Origin of the sequence: Enterobacter sp. RHBSTW-00593 (assembly GCF_013784105.1) — a bacterium.
Classification (GTDB): Bacteria; Pseudomonadota; Gammaproteobacteria; order Enterobacterales; family Enterobacteriaceae; genus Enterobacter; species Enterobacter ludwigii.
In genome coordinates this window covers 3306374-3331776 of record NZ_CP056393.1, presented here as the reverse complement: position 1 = coordinate 3331776, position 25403 = coordinate 3306374, and the positions used below count along the sequence as shown (strand labels likewise).

The following is a 25403-nucleotide window of genomic DNA, read 5'->3' as shown; positions in this document are numbered from 1 at the left end:
TGTAAGCAGTCAGGCCACTATTTTCAGAGCAGGAGTTACAGATGCTTTCCAGATTTACGGTACTCAGCCGGATCCCTCGTGGGGTCTGGGTAGTGGGTGGCGTCAGTATGTTGATGGACATCTCGTCAGAGAGTATCCACAGCCTGCTTCCACTGTTTATGGTGACTACGCTGGGAACGAGCGTGTTGGTTATCGGCCTGATTGAAGGGCTCGCGGAGGCTACCGCTCTCTTTATCAAAGTCTTTTCGGGGGCGATTAGCGACTATCTTGGCAAGCGTAAAGGGCTGGCGCTACTCGGGTATGGCCTCGGTGCGCTGAGCAAACCCTTTTTCGCCCTCGCATCCTCTTCGGGGATGGTTTTAGGCGCGCGCCTGATGGATCGTGCGGGGAAGGGGATCCGCGGTGCTCCACGGGATGCGCTGGTCGCAGATATCACCCCGCCGGAACTGCGTGGGGCGGCATACGGCCTGCGTCAGTCTATGGATACCACCGGCGCATTTCTGGGGCCACTACTGGCCGTGGGGTTAATGCTGCTGCTACACAATGATTTTCGCGCGGTTTTCTGGATAGCCCTGATCCCCGGCTTTCTTTCGGTTGCGCTGCTGTATTTCGGCCTGAAGGAGCCGAAAACCCCTGTCGAACATAAACGCACTAATCCCATCAAAAGAGAGAATTTAACGCGGCTGGGAAAGTCGTGCTGGTGGGTCATTGGCCTGGGGGCGGTATTCACACTGGCACGTTTTAGCGAGGCTTTTCTTGTCCTCCGTGCGCAACAGTCTGGCGTTCCCCTGGCCTTAATCCCGCTGGTGATGGTGGTGATGAACGTGATCTATTCTTTCTCGGCCTATCCGTTTGGCAAACTCTCTGATGGCATGAGCCATACCCGGCTTCTGCAGTGGGGGCTAGTCGTATTGATTGCCGCTGATGTCGTTCTGGCCCTGAGTACCCACTGGACCGGTATTATTGTCGGCGTCGCGCTCTGGGGCATGCATATGGGGATGACTCAGGGGCTGTTGGCCGCGATGGTGGCCAAAACAGCGCCTGCGGATTTGCGCGGTACGGCGTTTGGTCTTTTCAGTATGGTCAGCGGGGTCGGGTTACTGATGGCCAGCGTGGGTGCCGGCGCTATCTGGGAACTGTGGGGCGCAGAATATACCTTTTATGCCGGCGCGGTGATTTGTTTGCTGACGCTGCTTTATCTGCGTAAAACGCCTGCCGAAGTGCGGTAAGAATACGGTCATTAAAATGCTTTTCTTTTTTTAGTCGTACGAATCTGGGCTGGACAGCATTTATGCTGTCCAGTCCTGTCATCAATTGCAATAAATTCCTGCCTCTGTAATTAGCACCCCCTGCTATACCGCCACGTTGTTCAATTATCACACCTCTTATCGCGTGAAATCCGGGCATGTATTCCTCTCTGCATTGCTGACGGTGTCTGGCTTGGGGCCACACCAGCTATGCAGGGACAGGGCGCTTTATCCAGGGGGAGGGATGCTTTCGTTACGTCAATGCACGTGCACTGAAACATTATTTCACTTTTTTTATGCAGGATAATGAGCCGGAAAAATTCACCATATGAGTGTTATCCACTAAAAAAATGATTTGTTGCGATAACAATAGAGATGTTTTGAAGCAAATTAACAGGGAAATATAGTGGCTGAGTTGATTGTTATTTCTACGATTTGAATTAGGGATATTGATAAATATCAAAAGTGTAATCGTTTACAGTCGTTATTATGCGCGGTTTGAAGTGCTTGTTTCGCTTATTGAAAAAAGTCCCCGACATGTGCCGGGGTAGTTAATTGTTGTTTCTGTTTTCCCTTAACGTAAATTAAAGGTAATTATTGTAATGAACCGCCATTCTATCATTTCTTTATCCGTAATAATTGCGCTTTCATGCGGAAGTGTGAACGCCTTCGCTTCTAATTTCATGACTATGGATGAAAAAGCCACGGCTATTCAGTCGATTCGCAATGAAGCCAATCAGGCCATGGAGGATAAGCAGGCTGCATTAAAGGCTTACAATGCCGACCGTTCACCTGAAAATATGGCCCGTTTAGGGGACATCGAAAACAGCTTACGCACTGCAGGCGATCGTATTAATGCAGTACAGGCAACTGAAATGGCTCCCGATGCGCCGCGACCTGTAACACAAAGAGCGCCGCAACTCCTGCAGCAGAAAACGCCACACATTACGGGCACGACTTACCGGAACGCTGTGATTTCAATGCAGCAAGTCACTACAGGGCCAGCCTTACCTGCAGGAACTGCCGTTAACATCCCTGACGCCACCAAAACGTCTGCAGTGGCTGCGCCACAAATCACAGGCACAACTTACCGCGCCGCAGTGGTGTCTATGCAGCAAGCGACAACAGGACCAGCCTTACCCGCTGGCACGGCGGTTACTGCGCCCTCGCTTACTCATACTCCAGCCACCACGAAAGCACCTGATAACGTTACAAGTGTTGCCATAACAAAAGACACGGGCTCGATTAACGTTGCTGTGTCCAGTATGAAGCCGGGGACGCCTGTGAATATCACGGTTAACGGTGTCACCACTACCACCACCGCAGGGGAGATCGCCAAAGTCGATCCGAATGTGCAAATCGCAGTTCCGCATGTAGACGCGTTGATCGTCTCTCAGCGTCAAGGAAGCGATCATAGCCGTAATAACTCACGACATGAGCATGGAACGGGAAACGGCAGCAACAATGCAGCCAACAGCAACAGCGCCCACGGCTTAGGCGGTGGCAATCATATTGGTGGTGGTAGCGCGCAGTCTGGCTCCAGAAACGTGGGTCACTGGTGATAGTCAATCTCTTGATGGGGTGGTTTTTGGGGGTTGTCAGTGGCTGGTGTATGGCTGGAATAGTGGCAAACCTGAAAGAAATCAGGCGACAACATGTCGAATTTGGGAAGTATTTTAAGTGAAACCCTTAAAAAAAGCGTTACTGATGAAAAAGGCTCAGTGGATATTAATCATTCTGGCAGCGGTGACTACTACAGGATGTTGCATTGCTTCTCAACCCGAAACGGATGCATTAAGCACCCGGCCTTTCATGGGGGGGAATGGTAAACGTGTTGCGGCAATGTCAGATTTTCAAATCTGCGAGGCGTTGGGCTATGCACAGGCCCACCACGAAACGAAAGTTTACAACACGCTTTCCGCATTGTTGGAGCAACGCCAACAGGCGGGCACGCTCAGGATCGCTCAGGGTGATTGCACCGCAGCAGCGTTAAACGTCATCAATGATGAAAAGGCCAAAGTGAAACAGTAGCGCATCAGGGGGCCTAAACGGGCCCCTTTTTTTCCAGTGAGTGACATGACACCCATTTCTCTTTGCAGAAATAAAAAAACAACCCGGAAGGGTCGGTTTTCAAGAATATGTTGGTCGGAAAAACGCTTCTTGGGGATGTCCTCATGTGGCTTATGAAGACATTACAAACATCGCGGTGTGTTAATCAATGGGGATCAGGGCAGGGTTAGATATGTAGTAGCTCAGACTTGTTTTGGCAGTTTCAATACACCGAACCAAACCTAATAAGGCAGTAAACGCTCAATCGCGACGTAACAGATTTGGACTTACACTCGTAGCCCATCCACACTTACTCGTGGCAGATCAATTACTGTCTTAATGCTTGTTTCGATGCAGTCAATGATGGACTCACGAGGCCCGCAGCGCCAGTCTGCGCTCGCGTAGAAAGAATTAAGCACTGTATTCATATTTTCAATACTTTCAAAGGCTCGAATGAGATAGTAGCAATCAAGATCGTGCAGAGAGTTACCAAATGACACCACATCGATGCCATGGCGTTGATGTAGGGGAACGCTAATTTCTGCCATGACGTTATGAAAAAATGCTCCGGTGCCTTTGTGTAAATTGTATTGCAGTATCTCGACTGTTTTCATCATCACTGCTCCAGACGTTGGTTTATCGCACTAAGTCGATTGTCCAATGTTATTGTCTTACACAAAAGAAAATTGTCAGCTAAAGTCCGCGCCAGTACATTCGATATGAGGGCTTCAAAGAAATTTATTCATTTGTAAGCCACATATCAGACTCTTCAAACATATCCTCCAGCATGCGGTTCAACTTTTCACGATCGCTTTTGCTGGCATCGCTATTGAGTCCGTTAGCCTGCATAGGCTTAACCTTCACTTCAGCATCAGGGAAGATGTTATGCACTCGCTTCGTAAGCTCGGCCAATATAATTTCTCTGGCTCCATCCAGGCCCTGAACATTTCGCTTATCGTAAACCAACTCAACAAACATAAAACCTCCGTAATAACTTCAAGTGGGGGAGGTATTTTTACTGTAAAAATATACAGCGTCAAGCGTGGCGGAGTGTTTTAAGGGGGGTTGTCGACCGTTGGTGCTGAAACTACAGGTAATGATTCCCATCAGAAATGAAGCAATAAAAAAACCAGCCATAGCTGGCTGGTTTAAAGAGTATTTTTGGTCGGCACGAGAGGATTTGAACCTCCGACCCCCGACACCCCATGTCACCTGTGTAAAATGCCTCTAAGCCGCGCCATTACTGGCTTGTACATCATTCGACTGTATAAGCAAACAGTGAAATTTACGCATTATCTGCACTATGCACATCAATGACTTAAGGTGTGGTTTCGCCATTGGTTATCCTGCCTTGATCTCACCATGTGGAACCATAACCCAGTCGATATGATTACTGGTATATATCTTCGTTGATTTGGCATCACTATGAGCCATCCTGCCCTGAGGGTCGATACCCTGGCTATCAAACAAGTGAGCGGCAAGTGCCCTGATCTCATGAAAGGTTGGACGCTCATCCATTGGAAGATGATCACACAACCCAAGTTTGTCACGCAGTGCAGAGAACGAACGGCTAAGATAATCTGGCGCTACCTGAGTAGGGTGCGAAACCTCTTTGCTGCGTTTGTTATTTCGTTCTGGTATCCGGTGAACAACATACGGACTGGCAACACTATCCCGGCTATCGTCAATAATCCTCTTCAATTCCTCTCCAATTGGGATCGCTACGTGCGATGCTTCTTTCTTTTGCACCTTCTGGCGGTGAATGTACAAAGTTCCGTATATTCCGTTTTCAGGTTGATCTAACCATACACATCCACAAACTCCGTTCTTCGGTTCCCTTATCGAATATTTTATTCTTGAAACTTCGAGACGAGCATTTGTCGTTTGAAGGGCAAGGTCCATTGCGGTTCTTAACCATGGTTCTGCTGCGTTTCTAATAGCAATAAAGTTATCCAGCGCGAGCCGCTTGCGCTTCTTCTCTTCAACGCGGCGCATTTTTTTACGTGCTGCCGGGTTATCCATCATTAATGATTCGTCAACAGCATAAGAGAATAGTTTTTTGAGAAAGCTCACTTTCCTGTTTTGAACGTTAGCTGATGCATCAGCATGGTAGCGGTTAATAAACTGGTTCACATGCTCAAGCTCGATATCACAAGCAGGGATGTCGATAAAAAATTCCTTAACCCTTATAGCGTCATTATTCCAGTCGTCCAGGGTACTTTGTGATGGTTTTTCGTCGGCAACGGCACGCGCCATAATACGATCAATATGGTGGCTGAATGGTTGCGCTTCTCCATTAAGTCCGCCTGAGTCTCTAATCAGGCTTTCAACGGATGGAACCGTTTCAGGCCTCATTCTGAGGTTATATTCTTTGGCAATGGCGATTGCCATTACGCGATCAGTTCCAATGCTTTTACGTTTCCCGGTTATAAGCGTAAAGCGATATTGTCCGGTAGCTTTATCAAAAAGCAGGAAGTCAGGGAGATTGCGGTTCTCCCTTTTTCGTGGTCTTGCGGCCATGTTAATCCTCTTGAATTAACTGACGAACTCTTTCACTGACCATTGAGTCAACGCCCCATTTCTCTGAGGAGCTAACAAGAATCGTACCATCTACGATACGGCCCTGAAGCTTACCGTTTTCAATCCAGCGTCGGATAGTTCTGTTATCTGGAACAGAGCCTGGTTCAAACTCTCGCTTACCCCACAGACTCGCCTTCATCAACTTGGCCATGGCTATTCTCCACTTAACCGGCTGCACCCGGCTATCTCTTATAGAAAATGCAATTTGAGCAACCACCACGGAGCCCATCATTGCAGGTACGACATCTTTTTGTTTCGGTGTAATAAAGCTGGTGGGCCATCTCTTTAGGTATGAGCACCGGCATCGGAACGCGGATAACCAGCTTTTTGAGCCTGTCGATTTCACCGGCCAGCTCCAGCAGGCGGGAGCGACAATCTTCGGCCTCTTCGCGCCACCATGCGACATCGGCTTTAAGGCGGCGCAGGCGCCGATGTTTGAGTTTACTGGCCATCGATATTCACCTTGATAGCGAAGACCTTGACCGGGTCGGGGCCGAAGTGCGGATGCGTTATCACCTTCACTTCGTAACCGTTATACGGGATGTCGATGCGCTTGCTCGCGTCACCGCGCTTAGGATATCCGCGGGTGATAATCAGGCGATCAAAGCGCCGCGGTAATTGTTGGTTATGGCCATGAGATAGCCTGCGGCACCAGTACGGATTAACCAGGCGATACTCTTCCGTTTTCTCGCCTGACTTCATCTGGTCGAAGTATTCACCGTTAACAGCCAGATGCAGGTTGGCCATCACTTCACCTCCTGCTGCGGCGCTGCTGCGAAATGCTCGACACCTTTAGCCCAAATAGCTTTGATGGTCGTCCATGTGACAGGAACGGTGATTTCAATTCTTCCGCTTCCATCGCATGTTTCGCACTCATCATCACCAAAACACTCGGGACAGTTTATGAACTTGGTTTCAGAAAACTCACCAGATAAAGCCGCCTTCGCGAAGTTCTCTGCGGTTAGGCGCTTCGGCACCACAACGTAACCATCCGGAATTACCGGATAGTTGCCATCGGCACCCTGAAGCATGGCGGCACTCCATCCTTCCCATTGCCGAATGAAGTTATGCGCACCCCACGCATTGTACTCAGTGCAGGCGTAACCCTTTCCGCATCTGATTACGTGCTTTGGAAGTGGGAAAACCTTTTCGAACTCGTCGCGCGGGTCAACAGTGATATCGCTCATGATTTACCTCCCTGAAGCATGGCGGCGCGGCTACCATTAACCATCTTCACACCCAGGCGGATATCGTCCAGCTGAAGGTCGCCGTTAATTTCTGCATGCCGGAAAGCGATAGACAGGAACTCCAGACACTGCTCGTTTGTCCATTCCGGCACAGGCTCCGCTTCGAGCGATGCCAGCGCGATACGCGCCAGCTCCATTTGTTCGCCACGGGTTAAGCCGTTATCGAGAGGGTTTTTAATGAATTCCGCAACGCGCTCTTTGGTAATAGTGCTCATGGGTTAGTCCTCATCCACTTTAACGCCATCTTTCAGCGTGATGCCGTGCCAATCATCAGCCCAGCTGGTAAATCCTGTAGCATCAATGCTCGGCATGTAGACGCTTGCGGTGTGATAGCCCGTGTCGTTATCAATGTAGGCAACGTGCTCGCCGTTGTAGGCGCTCAGCGTGTCCAAAACGCTATAGAACTTACCTCCGGCTGCTCGGAAATCCTTCACTGCTTTCTCAAGGCGCTTCCACGCCTTTTCTTGTTCTGGCGTCAGGTCGATTAATTCCTGCAAAGTAGCCATGCTCACTCTCCTTTACCGGCTGCGGCGGCGCGCTCAGCTTCGCTTTGCTCCCAGAACCACCGATGAAGATTCATGAGTTCTTCGTCGAGAGGAGCATATTTACGGTCAAAATAGGCCTGGGCGTCTTTCTCCGATTCGTCCGGCAGTTCGCCTGGGCCAAATAGCGTGTTATAAATCCATGCCAGCCCCTTTCTGGCGTCGCCAGTTCCCTGCCATTCGATGATTGCGGCCTGCATTACCAGAATGTTTTTCCCGATTAACAGGTCTAGTTCTTTGTGCCTGTTTCTGATGTATGCATTGTCGCTCTCAAGTTCAGAAATCCGCTTCTCTGCGGCTTCCAGCTCATCCTGCAGCGCTAGCACATCAGGATCACTTTCATCTGTGACAGTGACGCGGGATTGTTCATAATGGTCATCAGCCAGGCTGCGGCCATCGGCGTAGTGGCATCCGGTTTCATCGTAAATTGCGCCTGAGCAGCCGTAAGTTACGCGGCTACCAGACATCCGCTGTATTGTCATTTCGGTACCGCAAATATGGCATTTTGGTATCGGTTTTGCGGAGTAGCGCTCACGCAGCGACTGCTTGTCGATGTTGCTCATGACCGCACCCCTTTGCGAAGTTCCTTCGACAGCCACTCCAGAGCCATTATGGGAACGCCAATGCGCCCTGTTCCTTCGAATTTGTTAATCAAGTGCTCGATAGCTACATCAACACCCTGCGCCCGCACTTCAGCCAGGAAAGCGTCGGTGGCTGGGGTATCAGGCTTGATGGATTCAAGTACGGCACGAATAACATCGGTATCGTTCTCCACCCATGACCATTCGCTTGTCTCATTCCAGTCGTGGTCCATGATGGCTGTTTCATTAAACGCTTCGACTGCCGCATCAGGGATTACTTTAGGATTTAATGCAGCCTTCAGCCCCGCATTCTCCGCAGCCAGCGCCGCGCACCTGGCTTCAGACTTGGACAGCTTATTACGAAGGCCAACAGCACAGTCATGCGCGCCGCTGTGACCTCTCAGGAAAGAAAATCCACAGTCGCAATAAAAGACATTATTTTTTTCGGTAATCACGATGTTTCTCCTTGACGCTGAGCTGCGATAGCTTTGTGCTCGTCGATGATTCCTAAAACTTCCGCATGGACCAATCCTTCGAGAGAGATAACGCCTGTGTCGCTTACACCCGCCAGGCTGATCAGCTCTACAAGACGTCGCGCTTTCTTCACGCTAATTTCCGGCGCTATAACGCTGCGGGTAACTTTCTTCTTACCCTTTGCGGCAGCGGAAGCTTTATCCTTCTGGAGAACCTCACCGGCCTTTTCGCCGAACTCTTTTACTCGATCAACAGCCACATCTACGGACACGTTGCCGGATTTAACTTCTTTCTGAACGTCGTGGTTAGCTGTGCTAAGTAGCAAGAGCTTTTCGACAGTAGGTACAGACTTATTGACCAGTTTTGCGATCTCGCTGGTGGTCTGGTTAAAGGCGTTATGCAGCTCTTGAATAACTGCGGCCTGTTCCATATCGGAGAGCGGCAGCTGGTTGTTACTGGTCATGATGCGCGCCAGTCTCTGCACATCGTTACCGTTGAACGGCATGATGTGAATGCGGTCTACTGGCTTTCCAGCTTCAGCGCAGCGCGCGTAGCAACGACGGCGACGGTGACCTTCAACAACCCACACGCCACCTTCATCACGGGCGATAACTTCCAGCGGTGGAACTGATCCGCCGTTCATCAGGTAGTTAAACAGGTCATCATCAGCCTGGCGGGTGCGTTCATCGTCTTCACGCTTGTTGAAACCTTCACGAACATGGATATCGGAAAGGGGGATGAACATCCCGGTATCGGTACGCTTAATGGTACCGTCACGGGTCATTTGTTTGAATGAGTTAGCCATTAGAGCGCTACCTCGTCTTCATGGGTAAATACGACCGCCGGCAACTCACGTAATTCGCGCTGCGCTTCCAGTGAGTGAACATTCGTAGGCGTCTTTGTGCGGCGCTCTTCAAGGCGGTCACACTCTTTGGCCCAGCTGGCAACATCTTCGCGTAGGGTGGCGTTCTGCTCAGCAAGTTCCTTACGCTGTGCCATCGCTTCGCAAAGCGCTACGCTGGTGATATCGAGACGGTTAGCAAGCTCATTCATAAGCTGAGCTGATGCAACTGGCAGGAACTTAGCGGCGATACGTGCTGCTTCGATCAGCTGCTCTCTGGTCATGCGTGGTTGTAGCTCGGTGACGTTCTGTGTGTTCGTCATGGATAGTTTCTCCGTGTTATAAGCGCTCTGCACAGCGCTGAATTATTGGCCTTACAACTCAGAAGAGGCCGCCTTGGTCTTTGTGTGAGGTGCGTTTTCTCCGCGTAACTTCAGCTTTTGAAACCTGTTTATCTGCCCAGGCTTTCGCATGCCTCATCACATCATCGAAAATCGCGCCTTTCTTACTGGCTTGTGACATGCGCTTATATAAATCAAGTGCTTGCCAAGCCCCCCCCTGAGCCACCGAAGAAGAAAAGCCTTGCTTAATCAGCTGTTCCCTTACGTTTTTCTCAATAAATTCGAGGTGGTTCATCAGTCCTCCAGTGGAAATATCCGCTGAATTTTGGTTGCACGAATCCCTCGCCGATTGGCGACAAAACATAAGTGGGTTTCGTTTTAATAAGCACCCAAAAAGGGCACTTAGTGAAACGGGCGGCTGCCACCGCCTGTTAGCTTCTCCACAATTGGGAGCGCGTTCCCCTGAGTTGATTTAACGACTGAGGCCTCTCAAGGAATTGGCCGAACGCGCTTTCAGTTGTGAAAAGGGGCGGTCGACATTAAGGACATTCACAACTGCCGACCGCCAAGACTACACACAGCATCTGGTACAGCTACTACGGTTTACCACGGTCCTAACGTGATTCGTTTGTGGTGGCTGGTGCTGAACTCCAGCTCAGTGGCGCGGTGTTTCAATATCGTAACCGCCCGTTCCATCCGCGTTCGATCAGTCCATATGCTCGCTTAGAACGTTTCGCCTGCTTATCTTTTCTCAACCGTTTGGCGGTCAGCCCCGCCATTCACCACAACGGAAGGAGCACTGCATTCTTTTCTATCTTGGCGTTGAATGGTGCGATTAGACCAATCAGCCAAAATACAATGCTCAATCCTGTTATGGCCTCGTCTCTTCCGAGGTGTCACACCTGATCGCCACGCTGGTGAAACGTCTCTGGCTGTCGTACACAACTGGCTTGCACATTCCGGCTACCCGCTGGATCTGGAAAAAGTAATGCAAGGAATCCCCGGACCGCTGCGGCACATGTGCCATATACCGTACTGCTAACCTACCGATGGCCTTAAACATCATCACCCCGGCGCATAATGAGTATCACCAATAGTAATTAAACGGTCAACACCTGTAGTGATAAAAATATCACGTATAGTGTTAACTTTATGATTAGTAAGATGAAAAAAGATGCAAAAAAAAGGAGCCGATTGGCTCCTTATTCGAAGATGGTTTCAGGCCATTGGGCCTTAACAACTTTGCCTATTATCCTGCAATTCTCATTACATTCAATGGCCTGATAGCGAGGGCTGGGGTTTAGAGGTTCTAGCCAGGGCTTCCCGTCTTCACGAACAAATTTTTTAAAGGTAACTTCTGAATCGTTGAATATTCCAGCAACACAGAAATCACCAGGCTCAACATCTTGTTCTGGATCTATGAGTATGAGCATTCCCTCAGGAAAGCTTGGCTTAACTCCGGGAGGTGCAGTCATTGAATGACCTGATACCTCAAGCCAAAATGCAGAATCACTGGCTTTGACAGTGGTTGAAACCCATTCCTTCGCGTCGCGTTCTGTGTATGAACTAACGGGGCAAAATGATCCCGCCTGCACTTCGGTTAATAAGGGGTATTCATACACAGAGGATTGATTTCTTCCGTTCGCAATCGCCTCAAACATTGCTGATATCTCAGCTGCAAGGGATGGACTGAAATCATCGACTTTTACCCCTAGAATTTTAGCGAACTGTGCAGCATGAGTAGCGTTGATAGCGTTTGTACCATTCAGTAACTGCGCAACACCACTTTGTCCCATCCCCATTTGTTCAGCCAAAGTCTCCTGTGAGAGCCCCAGCGCTTTTTTCTTGGACTCAAAAATAGCTTTCAGCCTGTTGGCGTCGGCAAGTTGTTCGGCGGTCAATGGTTTCTTTTTCATTCTCATAATTTATCACCGCACGGCATAATCACCAATCACCGCTAGTGTTGACATATTTATCACTAACAGTGATACTCCTTATGTGCAAACCACGAGGAAAACCAATGAAGATTATTCCGCTATCTGAATATGTTTTGGAAAACGGTCAGGCAAAAACAGCTGAGGCACTTGGGGTATACCAAAGCGCAATCAGCAAAGCTCTCAAGCGTAATCGCCGGGTAAATATCCTGGTTAACGAAGACGGGAAGATTGAAGCCGAGGAAGTACGACCATTCCCTAACAAAAACAAACCTGCTGATCCTGACGTTGCAGTAACACCGTAACCCAGCAACCAGCATTACGTAACTACCAAAGGAAAAACAACATGGTAGAGCCAAGCCTGAAAGAAGTAGTGAAAGCGATGTGCAAAGCGTACCCAGGTGGCCGTGAGGCTATGGCCGGTGCTCTTGGTATGTCAGTCACGCAGTTCAACAACAACCTGTACGAGAAGAACGGCTGCCGCTTCTTTGAAGTGAACGAGCTGGAAGCGATGGAAGACATTTCAAACACATCTCTCCTGGCTGATTACTTCGCGCAACGTCGCGGCGCTCTGCTGGTGGACGTTCCGCAGCTGGAAGACCTCGATCGCGTAGACCTGTTTACGCGCGCAATGAGAACGGCAGCTGCACGAGGTCAGGTTGATCAGATTATCCAGAAGGCACTTGAGGATGGAGTTATTGAGCAACATGAAGCCGAAGAAATTCACGAGCATCACCGCCGTCACCTGGCTGCGCGTGAAGAAGAAATCCGCGCGATTGTCGCGCTGTTTAGCCGTAAGAAAACCCAAAAGAAGTGACGCCCGCGAGTGTGCAGCTCCGGGCGTCGTGGCGTGTCGTATTCAGTGGAGAAACTAACGCATGAACAGTTTAAACCGTTTGAGACCAGCGAAGCAATTCAGATGCCTTCCACTGGTGGGAAAAGATTCCCCGTTCGGCTATGTGGAGAGATTAAACGACCAGCCTGGTGAGAACAACTACCAGCCTGAGAACGCGATGGTAGAGGCTTTTGCTCAGATGAACGAGAAGGGGCATGAGGAATGGCTGAAGTTAACCGGCGATTCAAAGACCACTACGGCGTCCCGGTCCGTGTCATCAGATGGGAGCCTGAGAGTCGACGCGTTATATACCTGCGCGAAGGGTACGAACATGAGTGCTTCAGCCCTCTTGACCAATTCCAGCGTAAATTTACAGAGTTAAAGGACGACCATGAGCCTGTTGATGCCATCCCGGCCGATAGTGATAAACCCTGACCTTGCATACAGCATTGGCCTGAACGAGGCTATTGCGTTGCAGCAGGTGAACTACTGGCTTAAAGAAACCACCTCCGGACTGGAGCGTGACGGAGTGCGCTGGATTTACAACACCAATGAGCAGTGGCTGGAACAGTTCCCGTTCTGGTCTGAGTCTACGCTGAAGCGCACATTTACCCGCCTGAAGAACCTCGGCGTACTCAAAGTTGAGCAACTGAACAAGTCTCAGCGCGACATGACTAACTACTACACGATCAACTACGAAAGCGAACTTTTAGATGAGGTCAAAGTGACAAAATCGAAGAGTTCAAAATGCACTCTTCCATCAGGTCAAAATGAACCGATGGAAGAGGTCAAAGTGAAACGCTCCATCGGGTCAAAACGAACCGCTCTCATCAGGTCAAATTGCACTGATGTTCTTACAGAGAATACAACAGAGAATACTACAGATATTAAAAAACCTATTTGTCCGGTTGCGCCGCAACCAGACCGTGATGTGTTGATCACCGATCAGGCTAAACAGGTTTTGGTTCACCTGAACCAGGTTACTAACTCCAAATATCAGGTTTCAACAACCTCGCTGCAAAACATTCGTGCCAGAATCGGGGAAGGTTACACCGTTGAAGAGTTATCGCTGGTGGTGGACTACTGCAACGCCAAGTGGAGCGAAGACCTGACGATGGCAGCCTATCTCCGCCCACAGACTCTTTTCCAGCCTAGCAAATTCCCTGGCTACCTGAAGTCCGCGAAAAGCTGGGCCAAAGCTGGGCGTCCTCCTCGCGTCAACGGAGAGTGGGCCCGAGAGGATGGCGTGTTCCGTTCCAGCTTCAAGAACACTGACTACAGCAAAGTCCCCAACGGTTTCAGAGGAGCGAACTCATGAGCTTTCTCAAAACAATCCAACTGTTCGTGGCCAATAACCCTGGAATGACGAATAAGGAGATCGCCGCAGCACTGCCAGAGTATGAATTGCACAGTGTTCAGCGTGCGGTATGCCGCCTGGCAATGTTGGGACGAGCAGAACGCCGTGGAGAACGTCCAACCTTCCGCTACTACGCCAAAGCTCCAATTGGTCCGATTGGGCCTATTGTCCCGCGCTACCCGGTCGAAAAAGCCGAAGTGATGCCTGAGCCAAAACAGGAAAGCGCACCAAACCCTGCTGTCGTTGCGATGATGGAGAAGGCAAAGGAATTATCTGACAAGGGTTTGTTCCTGAGGGCCGCCACGGTCCTGATGGATGCCTTCAACCGTTCCAAAAGCGAAGAGATGCGGGGGAAAATTCTTGATGAGCGTCAGCGCTGCCTGAACATGGTTCAGCGAGCTAAGCCATCTGGTGATGGATGGTGTCTTGCTGGCCGAGCGAGGAACGTCTGATGAAATACTCTCTGATTTACGCTGACCCAGCCTGGGAATACGGGAACACCGTCAGCAACGGTGCGGCCAACAACCACTACGGCACGATGAAGCTTATCGACATGAAGCGCCTACCGGTTTGGGACCTCGCTGCAGATAATGCTGTTCTGGCTATGTGGTTCACCGGCACGCACACACGAGAAGCTATTGAACTGGCTGAAGCATGGGGCTTTAAGGTCCGTACGATGAAGGGCTTCACCTGGGTTAAGTTCAACCCTCTGGCAGAGCAACACATTAACAAAGCGCTTCAGGCTGGTGGAGTGGAGGACTTTTACGACTTCCTCGAATTGCTGAACGTACAGACCCGCATGAACGGCGGGAACTACACCCGAGCCAATACCGAAGACCTGCTGATCGCCACCAGGGGGAATGGACTCGAACGCCAGTGCGCCAGCATCAAGCAGGTTATCTACAGTCCACTCGGTGAGCACAGCCAAAAGCCCGCCGAGGCGCGTTTCCGTCTGGAGAAGCTTTACGGTGACGTACCGCGTATCGAACTATTTAGCCGTTGCGGTGCGCCAGGCTGGGACCATTGGGGTAATCAGGCCGAGTCAGCTGCGGTTGAATTGATTTCCGGCATTGCTGTTCCGGTGACAAATAACCAGGAGCATGCAGCATGATCAAACTATCAACCGAGCAGGATAACGCGGTTCGTGATGTAGCTCGCCAATGCAGCACCGCGCTTAAGAAAGCCATAACTGAGAATCCATCTGCAGGGTGGAATTCAATAGCAACGCCGATCCTGAAGGAATATCACGAGAAGGTTAAGCCTATGGGCGTGAGCCTTGTGATGTTCTACAGCATCATCGGGCGACTTAACGGTCGTTTTGGACGCTACAAGGGCCGAATTGGGGAGGAATCATGATCGAATTAACACAGCGTCAGAGTGAAGTGTATGAAGCTATCAAGGTTCACATCGAAAAGGTTGGCTTCCCACCAACGTTGATAGAGCTTGCTGAACTGATTGGTTGCTCATCGCAGAACGCTGCTGCTGAGCATGTGAAGGCGCTCAAGAAAAAGGGTTACATCTCCATTGCTCCTGGCGCTGCCAGGGGCATTACCGTCGTCAAAACAGAACTGGATGCTGATCCGGTATCGATCATTAAAGGCCTGTTATCCGGTGGAGACATGGCCAGAGATAACGCGGTGGAATGGCTGAAAAAGCAGGGAGTGACTTTATGAAACTGGTGCTCCCGTTCCCGCCGAGCGTAAACACCTACTGGCGAGCTCCAAACAAGGGGCCGTTAAAAGGCCGCCATCTTATCAGTGAGAAAGGCAGGGCATATCAGAGTGCGGCCTGCGCAGCGATTATTGAGCAGCTGCGTTGCCTTCCTAAACCATCATCGTCACCAGCTGCGGTGGAGATCCTTCTCTTTCCGCCAGATGCACGCCGCCGCGATATCGACAATTACAACAAGGCTCTGTTTGACGCTCTCACTCACGCAGGTATCTGGGAGGATGACAGCCAGGTGCAGAGAATGCTGGTGGAGTGGGGGCCGAAGGTACCGGGTGGGCGAGTAGAGATATCGATCAAGAAACATGAACCTCTGGCGGGTGCAGCCGCCTGATAAGTGGAGAAGAGCATGAATCAGATGAATATCACCGTAATGTGTCCGACCCATCACAGCGCCGCGATGGGGCAGCAAATAACGATGTCCAGCCGTGAAATTGCGAAACTGGTCGACTCTCGCCACAGCAACGTCTGCGTGACAATCGAGCGACTGATGAACTCGGGCGTAATTGGGGGGTATGCTGCAATGCAGTACACCCATCCCCAGAACCAGCAGGTTTACCATTACTACGAAGTTAACAAGCGCGATAGCTACGTTATCGTCGCGCAGCTCTGCCCGGAGTTTACCGCCCGTCTTGTTGACCGCTGGCAGGAACTAGAGAGCGGGGCCGGGATGGTGGTTCCTCAAACACTTCCTGAAGCACTACGCCTTGCCGCTGACCTTGCAGAACAGAAGCAACGTCTGAGTGAAGAACTGGCCATAGCAGCGCCTAAGGCTGAATTTGTTGATCGCTATGTTAAAGCCACTGGCTCAATGACGTTCCGGCAGGTTGCCAAGCTCCTGAACGCCAAAGAGCCCGAGTTCGCGATGTTCCTCATTGAGAACGGCATCATGTACCGACTTAACCGCGTGCTTACTCCGAAGAGCAAACATATCGAAGCAGGGCGCTTTGAAGTTAAGACCGGGACTACCAACCAGACCAACTACGCTTTCAACCAGTCTCGCTTTACCGCAAAGGGGGTGCGCTGGATTGGCGGCCTGTGGGCAGAGCATATCGCTAAGGGGCAAATTTCGTGAGAGCCATACTGACACCTGAAGTTGCTCCGATGTCCGGTGTGGTGCTGTTCCGCCCCGGAAACGAACTGCTCTGGTTATTCCGACAGGGAAGGGTGGTGATCGAAAAGCCTTCGGAAGCAATCCAGCACCTGCCATCTGGGCTGATTCCGGAAGCGCACCAGCCGCTGACAGATGATGACAGTATGCAGGCTATTTTTGAGAATGAAAGGGTTATCCAGCGTGCTGGTGGCCTGAATGGGCTTGATGCCTGGCTGGAAAGAAAATTTGAATGTCAGTGGCCTCATACAGACTGGCATGCCAGAGACTTTACCGTGATGCGGCATGCACCCGGTAGCATTCGTCTTTGCTGGGGTTGTGATAACCAGTTTCGTGAACAAACCACTGAAAGACTGGCAGGAATTGCCATGCAGAACCTGGTAAAATGGTTACTCGAAAGGGTGAATATTATGCTGGGATTCAGCGAAGACCACACCCTGACGCTTCCGGAGTTCTGCTGGTGGATGGTACGCAACGATCTGGCTGACCTTATTCCTGAATCAGTGGCGAGCAAAGCCCTCAGGATAAAGCCTGAATCGCATAGTTCCGTAATGAGGGAAAGCTACATTGTTCCGTCGTTACCGGCGACTGAAATCCTCCAGGAGAAGGTGAAGAAGGTTGTCTCCGTTAAGGTAGACCCCGAGTCACCGGAATCTTTCATGCTTAGGCCAAAGCGCCGCCGCTGGGAGAACGAGAAGTACACCCGCTGGGTGAAGTCGCAGCAATGCAGTTGCTGCAATAACCCGGCAGACGACCCCCACCACCTGATAGGCCACGGGCAGGGTGGAATGGGAACCAAAGCGCATGACCTGTTTGTGATACCGCTGTGCAGAGCACATCACGACGAGTTGCACGCTGATCCTGTGGCATTTGAAGCGAAGCACGGCGACCAGTTAACGCTGTTGTTTCGGTTTTTAGATCGCGCGCTGGCAATCGGCGCACTGGCGTAAGTGGAGACGCAACATGATCAATCCTTCAGAAGTTGGCAAATCCGGCGAGATGGTTCGCCTTCGCACTCTCGAAAGCATCTGGGTACAGGGAAAGCTCCGCATGTGGGGCCGATGGTCATACATCGGCGGTGGCTCCTGCGGAAACATGTTCAACCAGTTGCTTGCATCCGTAAAAATTACCAAAACCGCAATCAACGATGCGCTTCGTCGCATGAAGAAATCCGGCATCACTAAACCTGAGCTGGAAGCATACCTGCGCGAAATCCTCGACAGCAAAAACAAAAGCGGCCTGGCGTTCTGCTCGGATGAAGAGGGTCTGAAGGTGGATGGTGTTATTGCTTCGGTCCTGATGAATGATGAATACCGTGGGTTGTATGGCGTAATCGTTGACCGTCACCGGCTGCGTAAGAGCAAACTGCAGATGGCCAACGAGCTGAATGCAAAACACCCTGACTGGACACTTATCACATGCCGACGCCGAATCGACACATGGGTAAGTTTGGCAGAATCGATCCTGTACGCTCCACTTTGTGATGCGTTTGGCACAAATAGCGACAGATTTAAGTTGCAGAGTGAGCAAGAAAGTGCTTAAATTGTGTTAGGCTCGGGACAGTAAAGCGTACTGAGCAACAGAACAAAACATAAACCCGCCACTGCTGCGGGTTTTTTATTTTAAGGGCTGCCTACGGGCGGCCTTTTTTGTTTCCCCTCGTTCTGAGAGGACTCACGGCAATAAGAGGGGGCTCAATGTCCGATCCTGTTTCTGGCACTACGGTAGCGGCTGGCGGTCTGATGGGGGCCAGCATGTTTGGCCTGGCAACCGGAATTGATTACGGTGTGGTGTTTGGCGCATTTGCTGGTGCGGTGTTCTACGTCGCTACGGCGGTTAATATCAGCCGCCTTAAACTGGTGGGCTACTTCATCACCTCATTTATCTTCGGTGTCATCGGTGCACCGCTGCTTGGCTCTTACTTCTCCAAATGGACGGGGTATAGCGACAGGCCGCTTGATGCGCTTGGCGCGGTAATCGTAGCTGCTATTGCAATTAAGCTGCTGACGTTCGTCAACAGTCAGGATTTGGGTAGCCTGTTTGGAATTCTCTCGCGTTTACGTGGTGGAGGGGCCAGCAATGGTAACAAGTGATCCGAGCGCGATGGCAAACGCAATTATATCTGCTGTTATCGTTATTGCTCTGATGTTCTACCAGCGCGGCGGGGCGAGACATCGCCCTCTGATATCGCTGATGGCTTATTTCACGGTGCTGGTATACGCCAGCGTCCCTTTCCGTTACCTGTTCGGCCTGTACCATGAATCGCACTGGTTCGTGGTGCTGGTGAACGTCCTGATATGCGCCGCCGTTCTCTGGGCTCGGGGAAACGTGGCGCGCCTGGTTGACGCACTGAGGCACTAATGAACCAATCACAATTTCAAAAGGCGGCTGGTCTAAGCGCCGAGTTAGCTGCGCGCTGGTTTCAGCCAATCAGTGATGCGATGGAAGAGTTCGGCATCACCAAGCCGGTAGACCAGGCCATGTTCATTGCTCAGGCTGGGCACGAATCAGCAGGTTTCACTCTGCTGGTGGAGAGCTTCAACTATCGCATTGCAGGACTGGTTAACTTCATCCGTGCGGGACGCCTCACGGCAGACCAGGCTAACGCGCTTGGGCGTCGTCCTGAAGAGCGAACATTACCGATTGAGCGACAACGCGCCATCGCGAACCTGGTATACAGCAAACGCATGGGGAACAACGCTCCAGGCGACGGCTGGTTATACCGTGGGCGTGGCCTTATCCAGATTACCGGCCTCAACAACTACCGTGATTGCGGGAACGGCCTGAAGGTTGATCTGGTTAAGCAGCCTGAGCTATTGGCCGAAGATGTTTATGCAGCCAGAAGCGCAGCGTGGTTCTTTGCTACTAAGGGATGCCTGAAGTATTCCGGCGACCTGATGCAGGTGACGAAGATTATCAACGGCGGCACGAACGGACTGGAAGATCGTCGCGCGCGCTTCGATCAGGCCAAAACGGTACTGGTGTGAGGTTGATATGGGATTAGAAACAATCATTGGTCTTGCTGCGCTGGTCATGGCTGCTATCGCGGGTGCCTTTGGCATTGGCCATTCACGCGGCACCAGCAAAGCGGAAGCCAAAGCAGACCAACAGCGCACCGAAGAAAAGGCCGCAGCCACTGAAGCAGTAGCCGAACGACGGGTAGAAGCAACGAAAGAGGCCAGCAATGTACAGCAGACTGTTAACCATATGCCTGATGACGATGTTGATCGCGAGCTGCGTGACACGTGGAAGCGTCCCGGTGGTGGTTGATACCGCCTGTGACTGGGTAAAGCCAATCTACCTGACCGATCACGATATCGACGTTATGGACCGCCAGACGAAGAAAGACATCCTGGCGCATAACAAAGCGTGGCAGGCGAACTGCCAGAAACCAAAATTAGCGAGGTCCAAGTGATCGCAACCATCGGAACAATTCTTGTTTGGACTCTAATCGTTGTTGCGGCAGCCGCTGGGCTGTTTTTCGCATTCATCGGCTTTATGTTTTTTATCAGCTGGCCGAAGTGACACTGAGTGTTAGCCATTACAAAGCTCACCTGCTGGTGGGCTTGATAATGGTTATCCCCACCAGCAGATAAGACAATCATTATCCCCGCTAAGGGATAAGCATTACAGTAGGTACTCAGTGAACGCCTGCTGTAAAATGGATGGTTAGAGTAATTTTATAAATTTATCGCTGTCGTTAACTTGCTTGGCAATCCTGAGAATTACCGCAGCAATAGAGGCAATGAACTTTTCGCGATTTGAAATACCCTCGTCATTGAGATGTATTCCTTTATCACCAACCAGAATGCCAAATTTGGGGTTTTCAATTAGCTCTTTTTGATCGCCCTTGCTTATGTGGGTGATTAGTTTATTTATTTCTTCATCGGTAATTTCTGAGTTATCAATTTGATGGGAGCGTGCATTCCTGATTTTGTTTACGACTTTAAGCTCCTGGTAAGAAAACTCATTCAAACCAAAATTTGTAGCGAGCTTGAGTTTTGCTGCGTATGACATAGTTAGGTTTTCGCCGAAACCATCAAAAAAATTAACGTTGTTTGATGCCGCACAGCACCACGCTTCAATAATTTTCTCGGTTACCAGGTGAAGGCGTAAGACTACACCTATGTCGTCTTCACTTTGCATTATCGAAGATAGCCTTTCCCATGTTTGTTCATTAAGCAGAACCATTTCATTGAAAATTTTCTTATTCATAAATCATTCCTTTGTTGATTGTGCCAGTGCTCGTGGGCAGATGAGCACTCTACACCAGTATACAGAGAGGTAACTCATGGGCGGAACAATTGAGATCAGTGAGGTTGGGATGACAGTCAATATGGCTGGCGGCGGGAAAATAGTTATCGGCAATTGGGGTGATGGCCCAGTAAATACGGCAGCCGCTCGTCCACCCCTTACCCCGGAAGAGGAGCTTTACGGTCGCGGGCTCTGTCTCCTGCCTGCTGGCTGGGAAGATCTAAGCGGTGACGGGCACTGGCAATATCATCTTAGCGAATCTTTGCGTCATCTATGGTCTTCGTTCAGTAGGGAGCAGAAGATGGCTATAGCTTACTCCATCAGCGAACTGTCAGATGAGCTGACGAATATCGCATACGAAGGTTCCTGGTAATAACACCTCTGCGCATCGCACGCGCACATCAAAGAAAGTCTTTCAGCTGTGAGCCTGGGCAAACCGTTAACTTTCGGCGGCTTTGCCGTGCGACAGGCTCACGCCTAAAAGGAAATAAATCATGGGTCAGAAAATCATTACGTTGTCCGGCGCTGCGACGGATGTTCTTTATGCGCTGTTTTTTCGTGGTGCGTTGACTGGTGGAGATCTGCCATCTAAATCTGGCGCAGCTGAGCTTCGAGAACTGGGGTTTGCTGAAAGTCGCCATACCGCTACAAAATATCATGAGAAAAACTTCTTCACGTTCCTGACTGCTGAAGGGCAGGAGTTTGCCATTAAGCATCTGGCAAATACTCGATTTGGTGTTCCCGCTGGTGGTTATATCGGCTGCCCTATAGATGAGCCAAGAGACGGCATCAATAGCTACTGCCCAATTGAAGACTTTAAATGGGGCTGGTTTGTCGATAAATCAGGGCAAGCCTACATCCATAAGGCGCTGATCGGTGATGGCGTATTGTCTACGGGTTATAACGTGAAATTGAACGTGAACGTCACCGACAAGGGTAAGCAGCACGAAGCTGGCATGGCACTCGATGTTGACGATGGTAAAAGCCGCGTGAAGATTTTGGCTGAAAAGTTGGCGGTTGCCGCCAATCACCAAAACGCGTTAGAGACCGCCTTACAGCAGTCCATCAAAAAGGTTGTGGACGAAATTATTCAACAAGCTATGCAGCCAGGCGGTGCGATCTGGACTTCCTTACGGCGTGGAATCTGACGGGAGGTTTTATGCAGGTCACTATTGATGGTGTCCCATACGCTCCCGCCAGCGTCGTTTCATCCCGGATCGGCATTGCCATTTCGACACATCAGCGCGCAGACGTTTTAAAACGTTCACTCGAACAGCATCTGAGGCACCTGCCAGCCGGCGCGCTGGTGGTGGTTGTAGATGATGGTTCGAAACCTGCCGCAGTAGTGCCTAACGGCGTGCAGCTGCTTCGCCATGAAACATCACTCGGCATTGTTGCATCGAAGAACGCCAGTTTAACCGCGCTGATGGACGCCGGGTGTGAGCATCTCTTCCTGTGGGACGATGACGCCTGGCCCATCGCTGATAACTGGCACTTGCCTTACATCGAATCACCCGAGCCGCACCTGGCTTATCAGTTTCTCGATCTTGCAGGGACGAATAAGCTGAAGGATATGGCGGTCCTGTATCGGGATGATAAGCACATAGCTTACACCGGTCAGCGCGGCGTGATGCTGTATTACCACCGCAGCGCTATCGAGAAGGTTGGCGGTTTCGATCGGGTATACGGTCGCGGCATGTACGAGCATCCCGATCTGGCGCTGCGCATTCACAACGCCGGGTTATCGACCTGGGCGTTCGCTGATGTGGTCGGCTCTGAAAAGCTGATTCACTCCATGGATGAGCATGAAGAGGGGACGCGCTCTATTCCCCGGCCTGACCGTGAAGCACTGGTGAAACGAAACGTCGGAATATTCAACGGCCGGCGGGATAGTGGTTATGCCGGATTCGCTTCATACAGTACCAATCCGAATCTGGTGATTACGACGCTGCTTACGAGTCAGCCAGACCCACAGCGCGGCGGAAAAATGAAGCCTGACCCGCGGGCTCTTCAGGTTTGGGCGGACTCAATATCCGGCGCGTTGCCGATTGTCCTGGCTGACGAATTAAAAGAGTCGCCAACTGGTGCCGATCTGGTTGAAGTCCCGCTGGTGGACATGAGCCCTTACTTTGCTCGCTGGCTACACATCTATCAGTTTCTGCGTGCGCATCCTGAGTATCATCTTGTCTGGTGTACGGACGGTACTGACGTCGAAATGTTGCGAGAGCCATGGGCAGAAATGGAGCCGGGTAAAATTTACGTGGGCTCAGAGCATAAGACGTATGCCGACGAATGGATGAGGGTCAATCACCACGGCAGTGCATACCGACAATTTCTGGAGCGGCACCGCGACGAACCTTTGCTTAATGCTGGTCTGCTTGGTGGCAGCCGTGAGGACGTCATGGAGTTTGCACACCGGATCATCCGCCTTTACTACCGGATAGAGAGCCATCGCTTCTGGAAAATGGAGACAGCACCCGCAACGCTGGTGGATATGGGCGCGTTCGGTATGGCTGCAAAGTCATTCGGTGATCGAATCGTCACAGGCCCTAAGGTTCACACCATCTTTAAAACTGACGGATTTGGTAAGGAGGCCGCATGGTGGAAACACAAGTGAAGTTTGTTGTGGTTGGCCATCACTCGCGCATAGGTCATGCGCAACGACTTGCCTCGCTGCTGGATGCTCATCTGCTTATTGATGACGGTAACCGCGGCGCGAACTGGAATCATCGTCGCGCTATCGAATGGGCTGCTGAGCAACCTTGCCGGGTAGTGGTGTGTGAGGACGATGCGCTTCCAGTTGCTGGTTTTACAGAATTGATGGATGAGTGGCTTGCTCGTTTTCCCGAGGCGCTCGTGAGCTTTTATCTCGGTACCGGCCGCCCGCCACAGTATCAAATGCCGATAGCCGAACGGCTGATTGTTGCTGATAAGACTCAGGCTGACTACATCACGCTGCCGCGACTGATACACGGTGTCTGCTACAGCGTCCCACAGCAACACATTGAACGTGTGCTGGCTCGGTGGGACAGCAGCAAGCCTGCCGATTATGCCGTTGGTGATGCCTATGGCGGCGCTGTGGTTTATCCGTGTTACTCGCTGGTGGACCATGCAGATGGTGAACCGGTTGAGCGTCACCCTGACTCAGCGCCACGTACAGAACGCCGGGTGGCGTGGAGGTTAGCCTGATGCCTGCGTTAATACCGAGAGCATGCCGCAAGCGTGGCTGTCCTGGCACAACCACAGACCGCTCAGGCTATTGTCCCCAGCACCTTAACGAAGGCTGGCAGCAGCATCAGCGAGGACAGAGCAGGCATCAGCGAGGTTATGGCAGCAAGTGGGACAGGCTGCGTCCAATCGTTCTCGACAGAGATAAACACCTTTGTCAGGAATGCCTGCGAAATGGAAGGTATACACCCGCTGAGACGGTGGACCACATAAAGCCGAAAGCTCACGGTGGCACTGACGATCTTTCTAATCTGGAATCAATTTGCCGCGGCTGCCATAAAGCTAAGACAGCACGCGAGCGCCTGAACAGAAATTAAGTAACGAGGTGAAGATGACTGAATCGAAACATGGTTCAGGGCTTCCGCACGCCCATGCTGCCTGCATTGTGGATGGATGCGAATTATCGGTACGATCCCGTAACAGCCACTACTGTGAAAAGCATTACATGCGCGTCCGGCGTCATGGAACGACAGAGAAGCTCAGCACAAGAAAGGATGGCAAGCTGGAGCACACTGGCGGATATCTGCTGGTGTATGCGCCCGATCATCCTTTGGCATGTGGGAGTCCTCGTGTTTACGAGCACCGGAAAGTCTATTACGACAAACATGGGGCTGGACCGTTCCGTTGTCACTGGTGTGCAAAAACCGTTGGCTGGGACACCCTTCACATCGACCACCTCGATGACTGTAAGACCAATAACGAGCCTGACAATCTTGTGCCAAGTTGCCCTGTGTGCAATCAGAAGCGAGGCGTAGACAAGATGAGAAAGACAATGCGAGAGAACTCCGACCGCAGATATACCGCTCACGGCAAGACGATGTGTCTTAACGAATGGGCGGATTACCTGGGTATTTCGAGAAACTCCATTGAGTATCGACTGAAGGCAGGCTGGGACATCAGTAAGGTGTTCAGCCCTCGCATTGGTAACAGTGGTCCCCCGAGCCGGAAACTGGCGAAAATCGTGCATGAGTCGGTTAAATGATATCTGCTCTCATTTGCGCGGTCTGGGGGAGGGCGGGTAAAAACCTCAGGGAAATCACCCTAAAGGACCGCCGCC

The 25403-nt window shown here is 51.1% G+C and carries 42 protein-coding genes; 26 read left to right on the top strand and 16 right to left on the bottom strand.

The window, feature by feature from the left end; all coding sequences use genetic code 11:
• Positions 1-41: 41 nt before the first annotated feature.
• From HV242_RS15940 to HV242_RS24320, 3 genes are all read left to right on the top strand, one after another.
• A complete protein-coding gene (locus tag HV242_RS15940) occupies positions 42-1229 on the top strand; it encodes an MFS transporter (protein ID WP_050737120.1) in 1188 nt (395 codons plus the stop codon).
• A gap of 620 nt (positions 1230-1849) precedes the next feature.
• Complete coding sequence (locus tag HV242_RS15935) at positions 1850-2809, top strand: hypothetical protein (RefSeq protein WP_050737119.1); 960 nt, start codon at positions 1850-1852, stop codon at positions 2807-2809.
• A 118-nt stretch (positions 2810-2927) separates the two neighbouring features.
• Positions 2928-3278, top strand: a complete 351-nt coding sequence (locus HV242_RS24320; RefSeq protein WP_237760691.1) for a hypothetical protein — start codon at positions 2928-2930, stop codon at positions 3276-3278.
• A 305-nt stretch (positions 3279-3583) separates the two neighbouring features.
• Here HV242_RS24320 and HV242_RS15925 read toward each other — a convergent pair whose 3' ends face one another.
• The 15 genes from HV242_RS15925 to HV242_RS15855 all read right to left on the bottom strand — a co-directional run bounded on the left by HV242_RS15925 (position 3584) and on the right by HV242_RS15855 (position 11824).
• The gene (locus HV242_RS15925) at positions 3584-3910 is read right to left on the bottom strand and encodes an NIPSNAP family containing protein (protein ID WP_032681961.1); all 327 of its coding nucleotides are present in this window, start codon (positions 3908-3910) and stop codon (positions 3584-3586) included.
• 124 nt (positions 3911-4034) lie between these two features.
• Entirely contained in the window at positions 4035-4274 is a 240-nt protein-coding gene (locus HV242_RS15920) for a DinI family protein (RefSeq protein ID WP_014170944.1), read from the bottom strand.
• A 363-nt stretch (positions 4275-4637) separates the two neighbouring features.
• Positions 4638-5816, bottom strand: coding sequence for a phage integrase Arm DNA-binding domain-containing protein (locus HV242_RS15915; protein ID WP_181616795.1), 1179 nt, complete (start codon positions 5814-5816; stop codon positions 4638-4640).
• A 1-nt stretch (position 5817) separates the two neighbouring features.
• Entirely contained in the window at positions 5818-6027 is a 210-nt protein-coding gene (locus tag HV242_RS15910) for a hypothetical protein (RefSeq protein ID WP_022648789.1), read from the bottom strand.
• 31 nt (positions 6028-6058) lie between these two features.
• Positions 6059-6328: a hypothetical protein gene (locus HV242_RS15905; RefSeq protein WP_181616794.1), complete on the bottom strand. Its 270-nt coding sequence runs from the start codon at positions 6326-6328 to the stop codon at positions 6059-6061.
• A complete protein-coding gene (locus HV242_RS15900; RefSeq protein WP_181616793.1) occupies positions 6318-6623 on the bottom strand; it encodes an ASCH domain-containing protein in 306 nt (101 codons plus the stop codon). The genes HV242_RS15905 and HV242_RS15900 overlap by 11 nt, the downstream gene beginning before the upstream one ends.
• On the bottom strand, positions 6623-7063 hold the full coding sequence (locus tag HV242_RS24535) for a hypothetical protein (RefSeq protein ID WP_458309218.1): 441 nt from the start codon (positions 7061-7063) through the stop codon (positions 6623-6625). Before HV242_RS24535 ends, HV242_RS15900 begins: the two co-directional genes overlap by 1 nt.
• Positions 7060-7338 carry a hypothetical protein gene (locus HV242_RS15890; protein WP_181616792.1) on the bottom strand — a complete coding sequence of 93 codons (279 nt, stop codon included), beginning with the start codon at positions 7336-7338 and terminating at the stop codon, positions 7060-7062. The genes HV242_RS24535 and HV242_RS15890 overlap by 4 nt, the downstream gene beginning before the upstream one ends.
• A gap of 3 nt (positions 7339-7341) precedes the next feature.
• Positions 7342-7629 carry a hypothetical protein gene (locus HV242_RS15885; protein WP_181616785.1) on the bottom strand — a complete coding sequence of 96 codons (288 nt, stop codon included), beginning with the start codon at positions 7627-7629 and terminating at the stop codon, positions 7342-7344.
• Positions 7630-7631: 2 nt separating this feature from the next.
• Entirely contained in the window at positions 7632-8228 is a 597-nt protein-coding gene (locus HV242_RS15880) for an ead/Ea22-like family protein (protein ID WP_181616784.1), read from the bottom strand.
• A complete protein-coding gene (locus HV242_RS15875) occupies positions 8225-8701 on the bottom strand; it encodes a hypothetical protein (RefSeq protein WP_181616939.1) in 477 nt (158 codons plus the stop codon). Before HV242_RS15875 ends, HV242_RS15880 begins: the two co-directional genes overlap by 4 nt.
• Positions 8698-9525: a chromosome partitioning protein ParB gene (locus HV242_RS15870; RefSeq protein ID WP_181616783.1), complete on the bottom strand. Its 828-nt coding sequence runs from the start codon at positions 9523-9525 to the stop codon at positions 8698-8700. Before HV242_RS15870 ends, HV242_RS15875 begins: the two co-directional genes overlap by 4 nt.
• Complete coding sequence (locus tag HV242_RS15865; protein ID WP_181616782.1) at positions 9525-9884, bottom strand: hypothetical protein; 360 nt, start codon at positions 9882-9884, stop codon at positions 9525-9527. Before HV242_RS15865 ends, HV242_RS15870 begins: the two co-directional genes overlap by 1 nt.
• A gap of 58 nt (positions 9885-9942) precedes the next feature.
• Positions 9943-10197 (bottom strand): hypothetical protein, encoded by a 255-nt coding sequence (locus tag HV242_RS15860; protein ID WP_181616781.1) that lies wholly within the window; start codon positions 10195-10197, stop codon positions 9943-9945.
• Between the two features lie 907 nt (positions 10198-11104).
• Positions 11105-11824: a LexA family protein gene (locus HV242_RS15855; RefSeq protein ID WP_032622319.1), complete on the bottom strand. Its 720-nt coding sequence runs from the start codon at positions 11822-11824 to the stop codon at positions 11105-11107.
• Between the two features lie 98 nt (positions 11825-11922).
• On the opposite strand from HV242_RS15855, the gene HV242_RS15850 reads away from it, so the two are divergent.
• The 17 genes from HV242_RS15850 (at position 11923) to HV242_RS15770 (ending at position 20279) form a co-directional block, all read left to right on the top strand.
• Positions 11923-12141, top strand: coding sequence for a Cro/CI family transcriptional regulator (locus HV242_RS15850; protein ID WP_023305900.1), 219 nt, complete (start codon positions 11923-11925; stop codon positions 12139-12141).
• 41 nt (positions 12142-12182) lie between these two features.
• Positions 12183-12653: a YmfL family putative regulatory protein gene (locus HV242_RS15845; protein WP_155027443.1), complete on the top strand. Its 471-nt coding sequence runs from the start codon at positions 12183-12185 to the stop codon at positions 12651-12653.
• Positions 12654-12893: 240 nt separating this feature from the next.
• Positions 12894-13106, top strand: coding sequence for a DUF4222 domain-containing protein (locus HV242_RS15840; protein ID WP_155027444.1), 213 nt, complete (start codon positions 12894-12896; stop codon positions 13104-13106).
• On the top strand, positions 13063-13989 hold the full coding sequence (locus HV242_RS15835; protein WP_155027445.1) for a conserved phage C-terminal domain-containing protein: 927 nt from the start codon (positions 13063-13065) through the stop codon (positions 13987-13989). Before HV242_RS15840 ends, HV242_RS15835 begins: the two co-directional genes overlap by 44 nt.
• A complete protein-coding gene (locus HV242_RS15830) occupies positions 13986-14480 on the top strand; it encodes a hypothetical protein (RefSeq protein WP_155027446.1) in 495 nt (164 codons plus the stop codon). The genes HV242_RS15835 and HV242_RS15830 overlap by 4 nt, the downstream gene beginning before the upstream one ends.
• Entirely contained in the window at positions 14480-15139 is a 660-nt protein-coding gene (locus HV242_RS15825; protein WP_155027447.1) for an MT-A70 family methyltransferase, read from the top strand. Before HV242_RS15830 ends, HV242_RS15825 begins: the two co-directional genes overlap by 1 nt.
• On the top strand, positions 15136-15384 hold the full coding sequence (locus HV242_RS15820; RefSeq protein WP_155027448.1) for a hypothetical protein: 249 nt from the start codon (positions 15136-15138) through the stop codon (positions 15382-15384). The genes HV242_RS15825 and HV242_RS15820 overlap by 4 nt, the downstream gene beginning before the upstream one ends.
• Positions 15381-15701: a LexA family protein gene (locus HV242_RS15815; RefSeq protein WP_155027449.1), complete on the top strand. Its 321-nt coding sequence runs from the start codon at positions 15381-15383 to the stop codon at positions 15699-15701. The genes HV242_RS15820 and HV242_RS15815 overlap by 4 nt, the downstream gene beginning before the upstream one ends.
• The gene (locus HV242_RS15810; protein WP_023293909.1) at positions 15698-16087 is read left to right on the top strand and encodes a RusA family crossover junction endodeoxyribonuclease; all 390 of its coding nucleotides are present in this window, start codon (positions 15698-15700) and stop codon (positions 16085-16087) included. The genes HV242_RS15815 and HV242_RS15810 overlap by 4 nt, the downstream gene beginning before the upstream one ends.
• 24 nt (positions 16088-16111) lie before the next feature.
• Positions 16112-16828 carry a phage antirepressor KilAC domain-containing protein gene (locus tag HV242_RS15805; RefSeq protein ID WP_346265156.1) on the top strand — a complete coding sequence of 239 codons (717 nt, stop codon included), beginning with the start codon at positions 16112-16114 and terminating at the stop codon, positions 16826-16828.
• The gene (locus HV242_RS15800) at positions 16825-17814 is read left to right on the top strand and encodes a DUF968 domain-containing protein (RefSeq protein WP_181616791.1); all 990 of its coding nucleotides are present in this window, start codon (positions 16825-16827) and stop codon (positions 17812-17814) included. Before HV242_RS15805 ends, HV242_RS15800 begins: the two co-directional genes overlap by 4 nt.
• A 13-nt stretch (positions 17815-17827) precedes the next feature.
• Complete coding sequence (locus tag HV242_RS15795; RefSeq protein WP_155027452.1) at positions 17828-18406, top strand: DUF1133 family protein; 579 nt, start codon at positions 17828-17830, stop codon at positions 18404-18406.
• Between the two features lie 155 nt (positions 18407-18561).
• Complete coding sequence (locus HV242_RS15790; protein WP_022648767.1) at positions 18562-18957, top strand: phage holin family protein; 396 nt, start codon at positions 18562-18564, stop codon at positions 18955-18957.
• On the top strand, positions 18944-19225 hold the full coding sequence (locus tag HV242_RS15785) for a phage holin family protein (protein ID WP_022648766.1): 282 nt from the start codon (positions 18944-18946) through the stop codon (positions 19223-19225). The genes HV242_RS15790 and HV242_RS15785 overlap by 14 nt, the downstream gene beginning before the upstream one ends.
• The gene (locus HV242_RS15780) at positions 19225-19851 is read left to right on the top strand and encodes a glycoside hydrolase family 19 protein (RefSeq protein ID WP_155027453.1); all 627 of its coding nucleotides are present in this window, start codon (positions 19225-19227) and stop codon (positions 19849-19851) included. The genes HV242_RS15785 and HV242_RS15780 overlap by 1 nt, the downstream gene beginning before the upstream one ends.
• Before the next feature lie 7 nt (positions 19852-19858).
• Positions 19859-20134: a hypothetical protein gene (locus tag HV242_RS15775; protein ID WP_058652595.1), complete on the top strand. Its 276-nt coding sequence runs from the start codon at positions 19859-19861 to the stop codon at positions 20132-20134.
• Positions 20085-20279, top strand: coding sequence for a hypothetical protein (locus tag HV242_RS15770; protein ID WP_049015061.1), 195 nt, complete (start codon positions 20085-20087; stop codon positions 20277-20279). Before HV242_RS15775 ends, HV242_RS15770 begins: the two co-directional genes overlap by 50 nt.
• A 254-nt stretch (positions 20280-20533) precedes the next feature.
• Here the strand turns inward: HV242_RS15770 and HV242_RS15765 are convergent, their stop codons facing one another.
• A complete protein-coding gene (locus HV242_RS15765; RefSeq protein WP_155027454.1) occupies positions 20534-21079 on the bottom strand; it encodes a hypothetical protein in 546 nt (181 codons plus the stop codon).
• 76 nt (positions 21080-21155) lie between these two features.
• Here HV242_RS15765 and HV242_RS15760 point away from each other — a divergent pair, with 76 nt between their 5' ends.
• From HV242_RS15760 to HV242_RS15735, 6 genes are all read left to right on the top strand, one after another.
• Positions 21156-21491 (top strand): hypothetical protein, encoded by a 336-nt coding sequence (locus HV242_RS15760; protein ID WP_155027455.1) that lies wholly within the window; start codon positions 21156-21158, stop codon positions 21489-21491.
• A 121-nt stretch (positions 21492-21612) separates the two neighbouring features.
• On the top strand, positions 21613-22266 hold the full coding sequence (locus HV242_RS24315; RefSeq protein ID WP_162269667.1) for a DUF1983 domain-containing protein: 654 nt from the start codon (positions 21613-21615) through the stop codon (positions 22264-22266).
• Positions 22267-22277: 11 nt separating this feature from the next.
• Complete coding sequence (locus HV242_RS15750; RefSeq protein WP_181616790.1) at positions 22278-23735, top strand: glycosyltransferase family 2 protein; 1458 nt, start codon at positions 22278-22280, stop codon at positions 23733-23735.
• Positions 23717-24307 (top strand): hypothetical protein, encoded by a 591-nt coding sequence (locus HV242_RS15745; protein WP_181616789.1) that lies wholly within the window; start codon positions 23717-23719, stop codon positions 24305-24307. The genes HV242_RS15750 and HV242_RS15745 overlap by 19 nt, the downstream gene beginning before the upstream one ends.
• On the top strand, positions 24307-24663 hold the full coding sequence (locus HV242_RS15740) for an HNH endonuclease (protein WP_045338895.1): 357 nt from the start codon (positions 24307-24309) through the stop codon (positions 24661-24663). The genes HV242_RS15745 and HV242_RS15740 overlap by 1 nt, the downstream gene beginning before the upstream one ends.
• A gap of 14 nt (positions 24664-24677) precedes the next feature.
• Positions 24678-25328, top strand: a complete 651-nt coding sequence (locus HV242_RS15735) for an HNH endonuclease (protein WP_045332658.1) — start codon at positions 24678-24680, stop codon at positions 25326-25328.
• The last annotated feature ends 75 nt before the right edge of the window (positions 25329-25403 follow it).

Bases quoted from the DNA above. Each gene is read 5' to 3' on its own strand.
- HV242_RS15765 (WP_155027454.1), bottom strand. From the start codon at position 21,079: ATGAATAAGAAAATTTTCAATGAAATGGTTCTGCTTAATGAACAAACA.
- HV242_RS15780 (WP_155027453.1), top strand. From the start codon at position 19,225: ATGAACCAATCACAATTTCAAAAGGCGGCTGGTCTAAGCGCCGAGTTA.
- HV242_RS24315 (WP_162269667.1), top strand. From the start codon at position 21,613: ATGGGTCAGAAAATCATTACGTTGTCCGGCGCTGCGACGGATGTTCTT.
- HV242_RS24535 (WP_458309218.1), bottom strand. From the start codon at position 7,063: ATGAGCGATATCACTGTTGACCCGCGCGACGAGTTCGAAAAGGTTTTC.
- HV242_RS15795 (WP_155027452.1), top strand. From the start codon at position 17,828: ATGATCAATCCTTCAGAAGTTGGCAAATCCGGCGAGATGGTTCGCCTT.
- HV242_RS15805 (WP_346265156.1), top strand. From the start codon at position 16,112: ATGAATATCACCGTAATGTGTCCGACCCATCACAGCGCCGCGATGGGG.
- HV242_RS15830 (WP_155027446.1), top strand. From the start codon at position 13,986: ATGAGCTTTCTCAAAACAATCCAACTGTTCGTGGCCAATAACCCTGGA.
- HV242_RS15745 (WP_181616789.1), top strand. From the start codon at position 23,717: ATGGTGGAAACACAAGTGAAGTTTGTTGTGGTTGGCCATCACTCGCGC.
- HV242_RS15850 (WP_023305900.1), top strand. From the start codon at position 11,923: ATGAAGATTATTCCGCTATCTGAATATGTTTTGGAAAACGGTCAGGCA.
- HV242_RS15865 (WP_181616782.1), bottom strand. From the start codon at position 9,884: ATGACGAACACACAGAACGTCACCGAGCTACAACCACGCATGACCAGA.
- HV242_RS15890 (WP_181616792.1), bottom strand. From the start codon at position 7,338: ATGAGCACTATTACCAAAGAGCGCGTTGCGGAATTCATTAAAAACCCT.
- HV242_RS15770 (WP_049015061.1), top strand. From the start codon at position 20,085: ATGTTGATCGCGAGCTGCGTGACACGTGGAAGCGTCCCGGTGGTGGTT.
- HV242_RS15845 (WP_155027443.1), top strand. From the start codon at position 12,183: ATGGTAGAGCCAAGCCTGAAAGAAGTAGTGAAAGCGATGTGCAAAGCG.
- HV242_RS15740 (WP_045338895.1), top strand. From the start codon at position 24,307: ATGCCTGCGTTAATACCGAGAGCATGCCGCAAGCGTGGCTGTCCTGGC.
- HV242_RS15815 (WP_155027449.1), top strand. From the start codon at position 15,381: ATGATCGAATTAACACAGCGTCAGAGTGAAGTGTATGAAGCTATCAAG.
- HV242_RS15760 (WP_155027455.1), top strand. From the start codon at position 21,156: ATGGGCGGAACAATTGAGATCAGTGAGGTTGGGATGACAGTCAATATG.
- HV242_RS15920 (WP_014170944.1), bottom strand. From the start codon at position 4,274: ATGTTTGTTGAGTTGGTTTACGATAAGCGAAATGTTCAGGGCCTGGAT.
- HV242_RS15825 (WP_155027447.1), top strand. From the start codon at position 14,480: ATGAAATACTCTCTGATTTACGCTGACCCAGCCTGGGAATACGGGAAC.
- HV242_RS15835 (WP_155027445.1), top strand. From the start codon at position 13,063: ATGAGCCTGTTGATGCCATCCCGGCCGATAGTGATAAACCCTGACCTT.
- HV242_RS15790 (WP_022648767.1), top strand. From the start codon at position 18,562: ATGTCCGATCCTGTTTCTGGCACTACGGTAGCGGCTGGCGGTCTGATG.
- HV242_RS15915 (WP_181616795.1), bottom strand. From the start codon at position 5,816: ATGGCCGCAAGACCACGAAAAAGGGAGAACCGCAATCTCCCTGACTTC.
- HV242_RS15885 (WP_181616785.1), bottom strand. From the start codon at position 7,629: ATGGCTACTTTGCAGGAATTAATCGACCTGACGCCAGAACAAGAAAAG.
- HV242_RS15905 (WP_181616794.1), bottom strand. From the start codon at position 6,328: ATGGCCAGTAAACTCAAACATCGGCGCCTGCGCCGCCTTAAAGCCGAT.
- HV242_RS15820 (WP_155027448.1), top strand. From the start codon at position 15,136: ATGATCAAACTATCAACCGAGCAGGATAACGCGGTTCGTGATGTAGCT.
- HV242_RS15735 (WP_045332658.1), top strand. From the start codon at position 24,678: ATGACTGAATCGAAACATGGTTCAGGGCTTCCGCACGCCCATGCTGCC.
- HV242_RS15900 (WP_181616793.1), bottom strand. From the start codon at position 6,623: ATGGCCAACCTGCATCTGGCTGTTAACGGTGAATACTTCGACCAGATG.
- HV242_RS15925 (WP_032681961.1), bottom strand. From the start codon at position 3,910: ATGAAAACAGTCGAGATACTGCAATACAATTTACACAAAGGCACCGGA.
- HV242_RS15810 (WP_023293909.1), top strand. From the start codon at position 15,698: ATGAAACTGGTGCTCCCGTTCCCGCCGAGCGTAAACACCTACTGGCGA.
- HV242_RS15910 (WP_022648789.1), bottom strand. From the start codon at position 6,027: ATGGCCAAGTTGATGAAGGCGAGTCTGTGGGGTAAGCGAGAGTTTGAA.
- HV242_RS15935 (WP_050737119.1), top strand. From the start codon at position 1,850: ATGAACCGCCATTCTATCATTTCTTTATCCGTAATAATTGCGCTTTCA.
- HV242_RS15880 (WP_181616784.1), bottom strand. From the start codon at position 8,228: ATGAGCAACATCGACAAGCAGTCGCTGCGTGAGCGCTACTCCGCAAAA.
- HV242_RS15840 (WP_155027444.1), top strand. From the start codon at position 12,894: ATGGCTGAAGTTAACCGGCGATTCAAAGACCACTACGGCGTCCCGGTC.
- HV242_RS15855 (WP_032622319.1), bottom strand. From the start codon at position 11,824: ATGAGAATGAAAAAGAAACCATTGACCGCCGAACAACTTGCCGACGCC.
- HV242_RS15870 (WP_181616783.1), bottom strand. From the start codon at position 9,525: ATGGCTAACTCATTCAAACAAATGACCCGTGACGGTACCATTAAGCGT.
- HV242_RS15785 (WP_022648766.1), top strand. From the start codon at position 18,944: ATGGTAACAAGTGATCCGAGCGCGATGGCAAACGCAATTATATCTGCT.
- HV242_RS15775 (WP_058652595.1), top strand. From the start codon at position 19,859: ATGGGATTAGAAACAATCATTGGTCTTGCTGCGCTGGTCATGGCTGCT.
- HV242_RS15940 (WP_050737120.1), top strand. From the start codon at position 42: ATGCTTTCCAGATTTACGGTACTCAGCCGGATCCCTCGTGGGGTCTGG.
- HV242_RS15750 (WP_181616790.1), top strand. From the start codon at position 22,278: ATGCAGGTCACTATTGATGGTGTCCCATACGCTCCCGCCAGCGTCGTT.
- HV242_RS15860 (WP_181616781.1), bottom strand. From the start codon at position 10,197: ATGAACCACCTCGAATTTATTGAGAAAAACGTAAGGGAACAGCTGATT.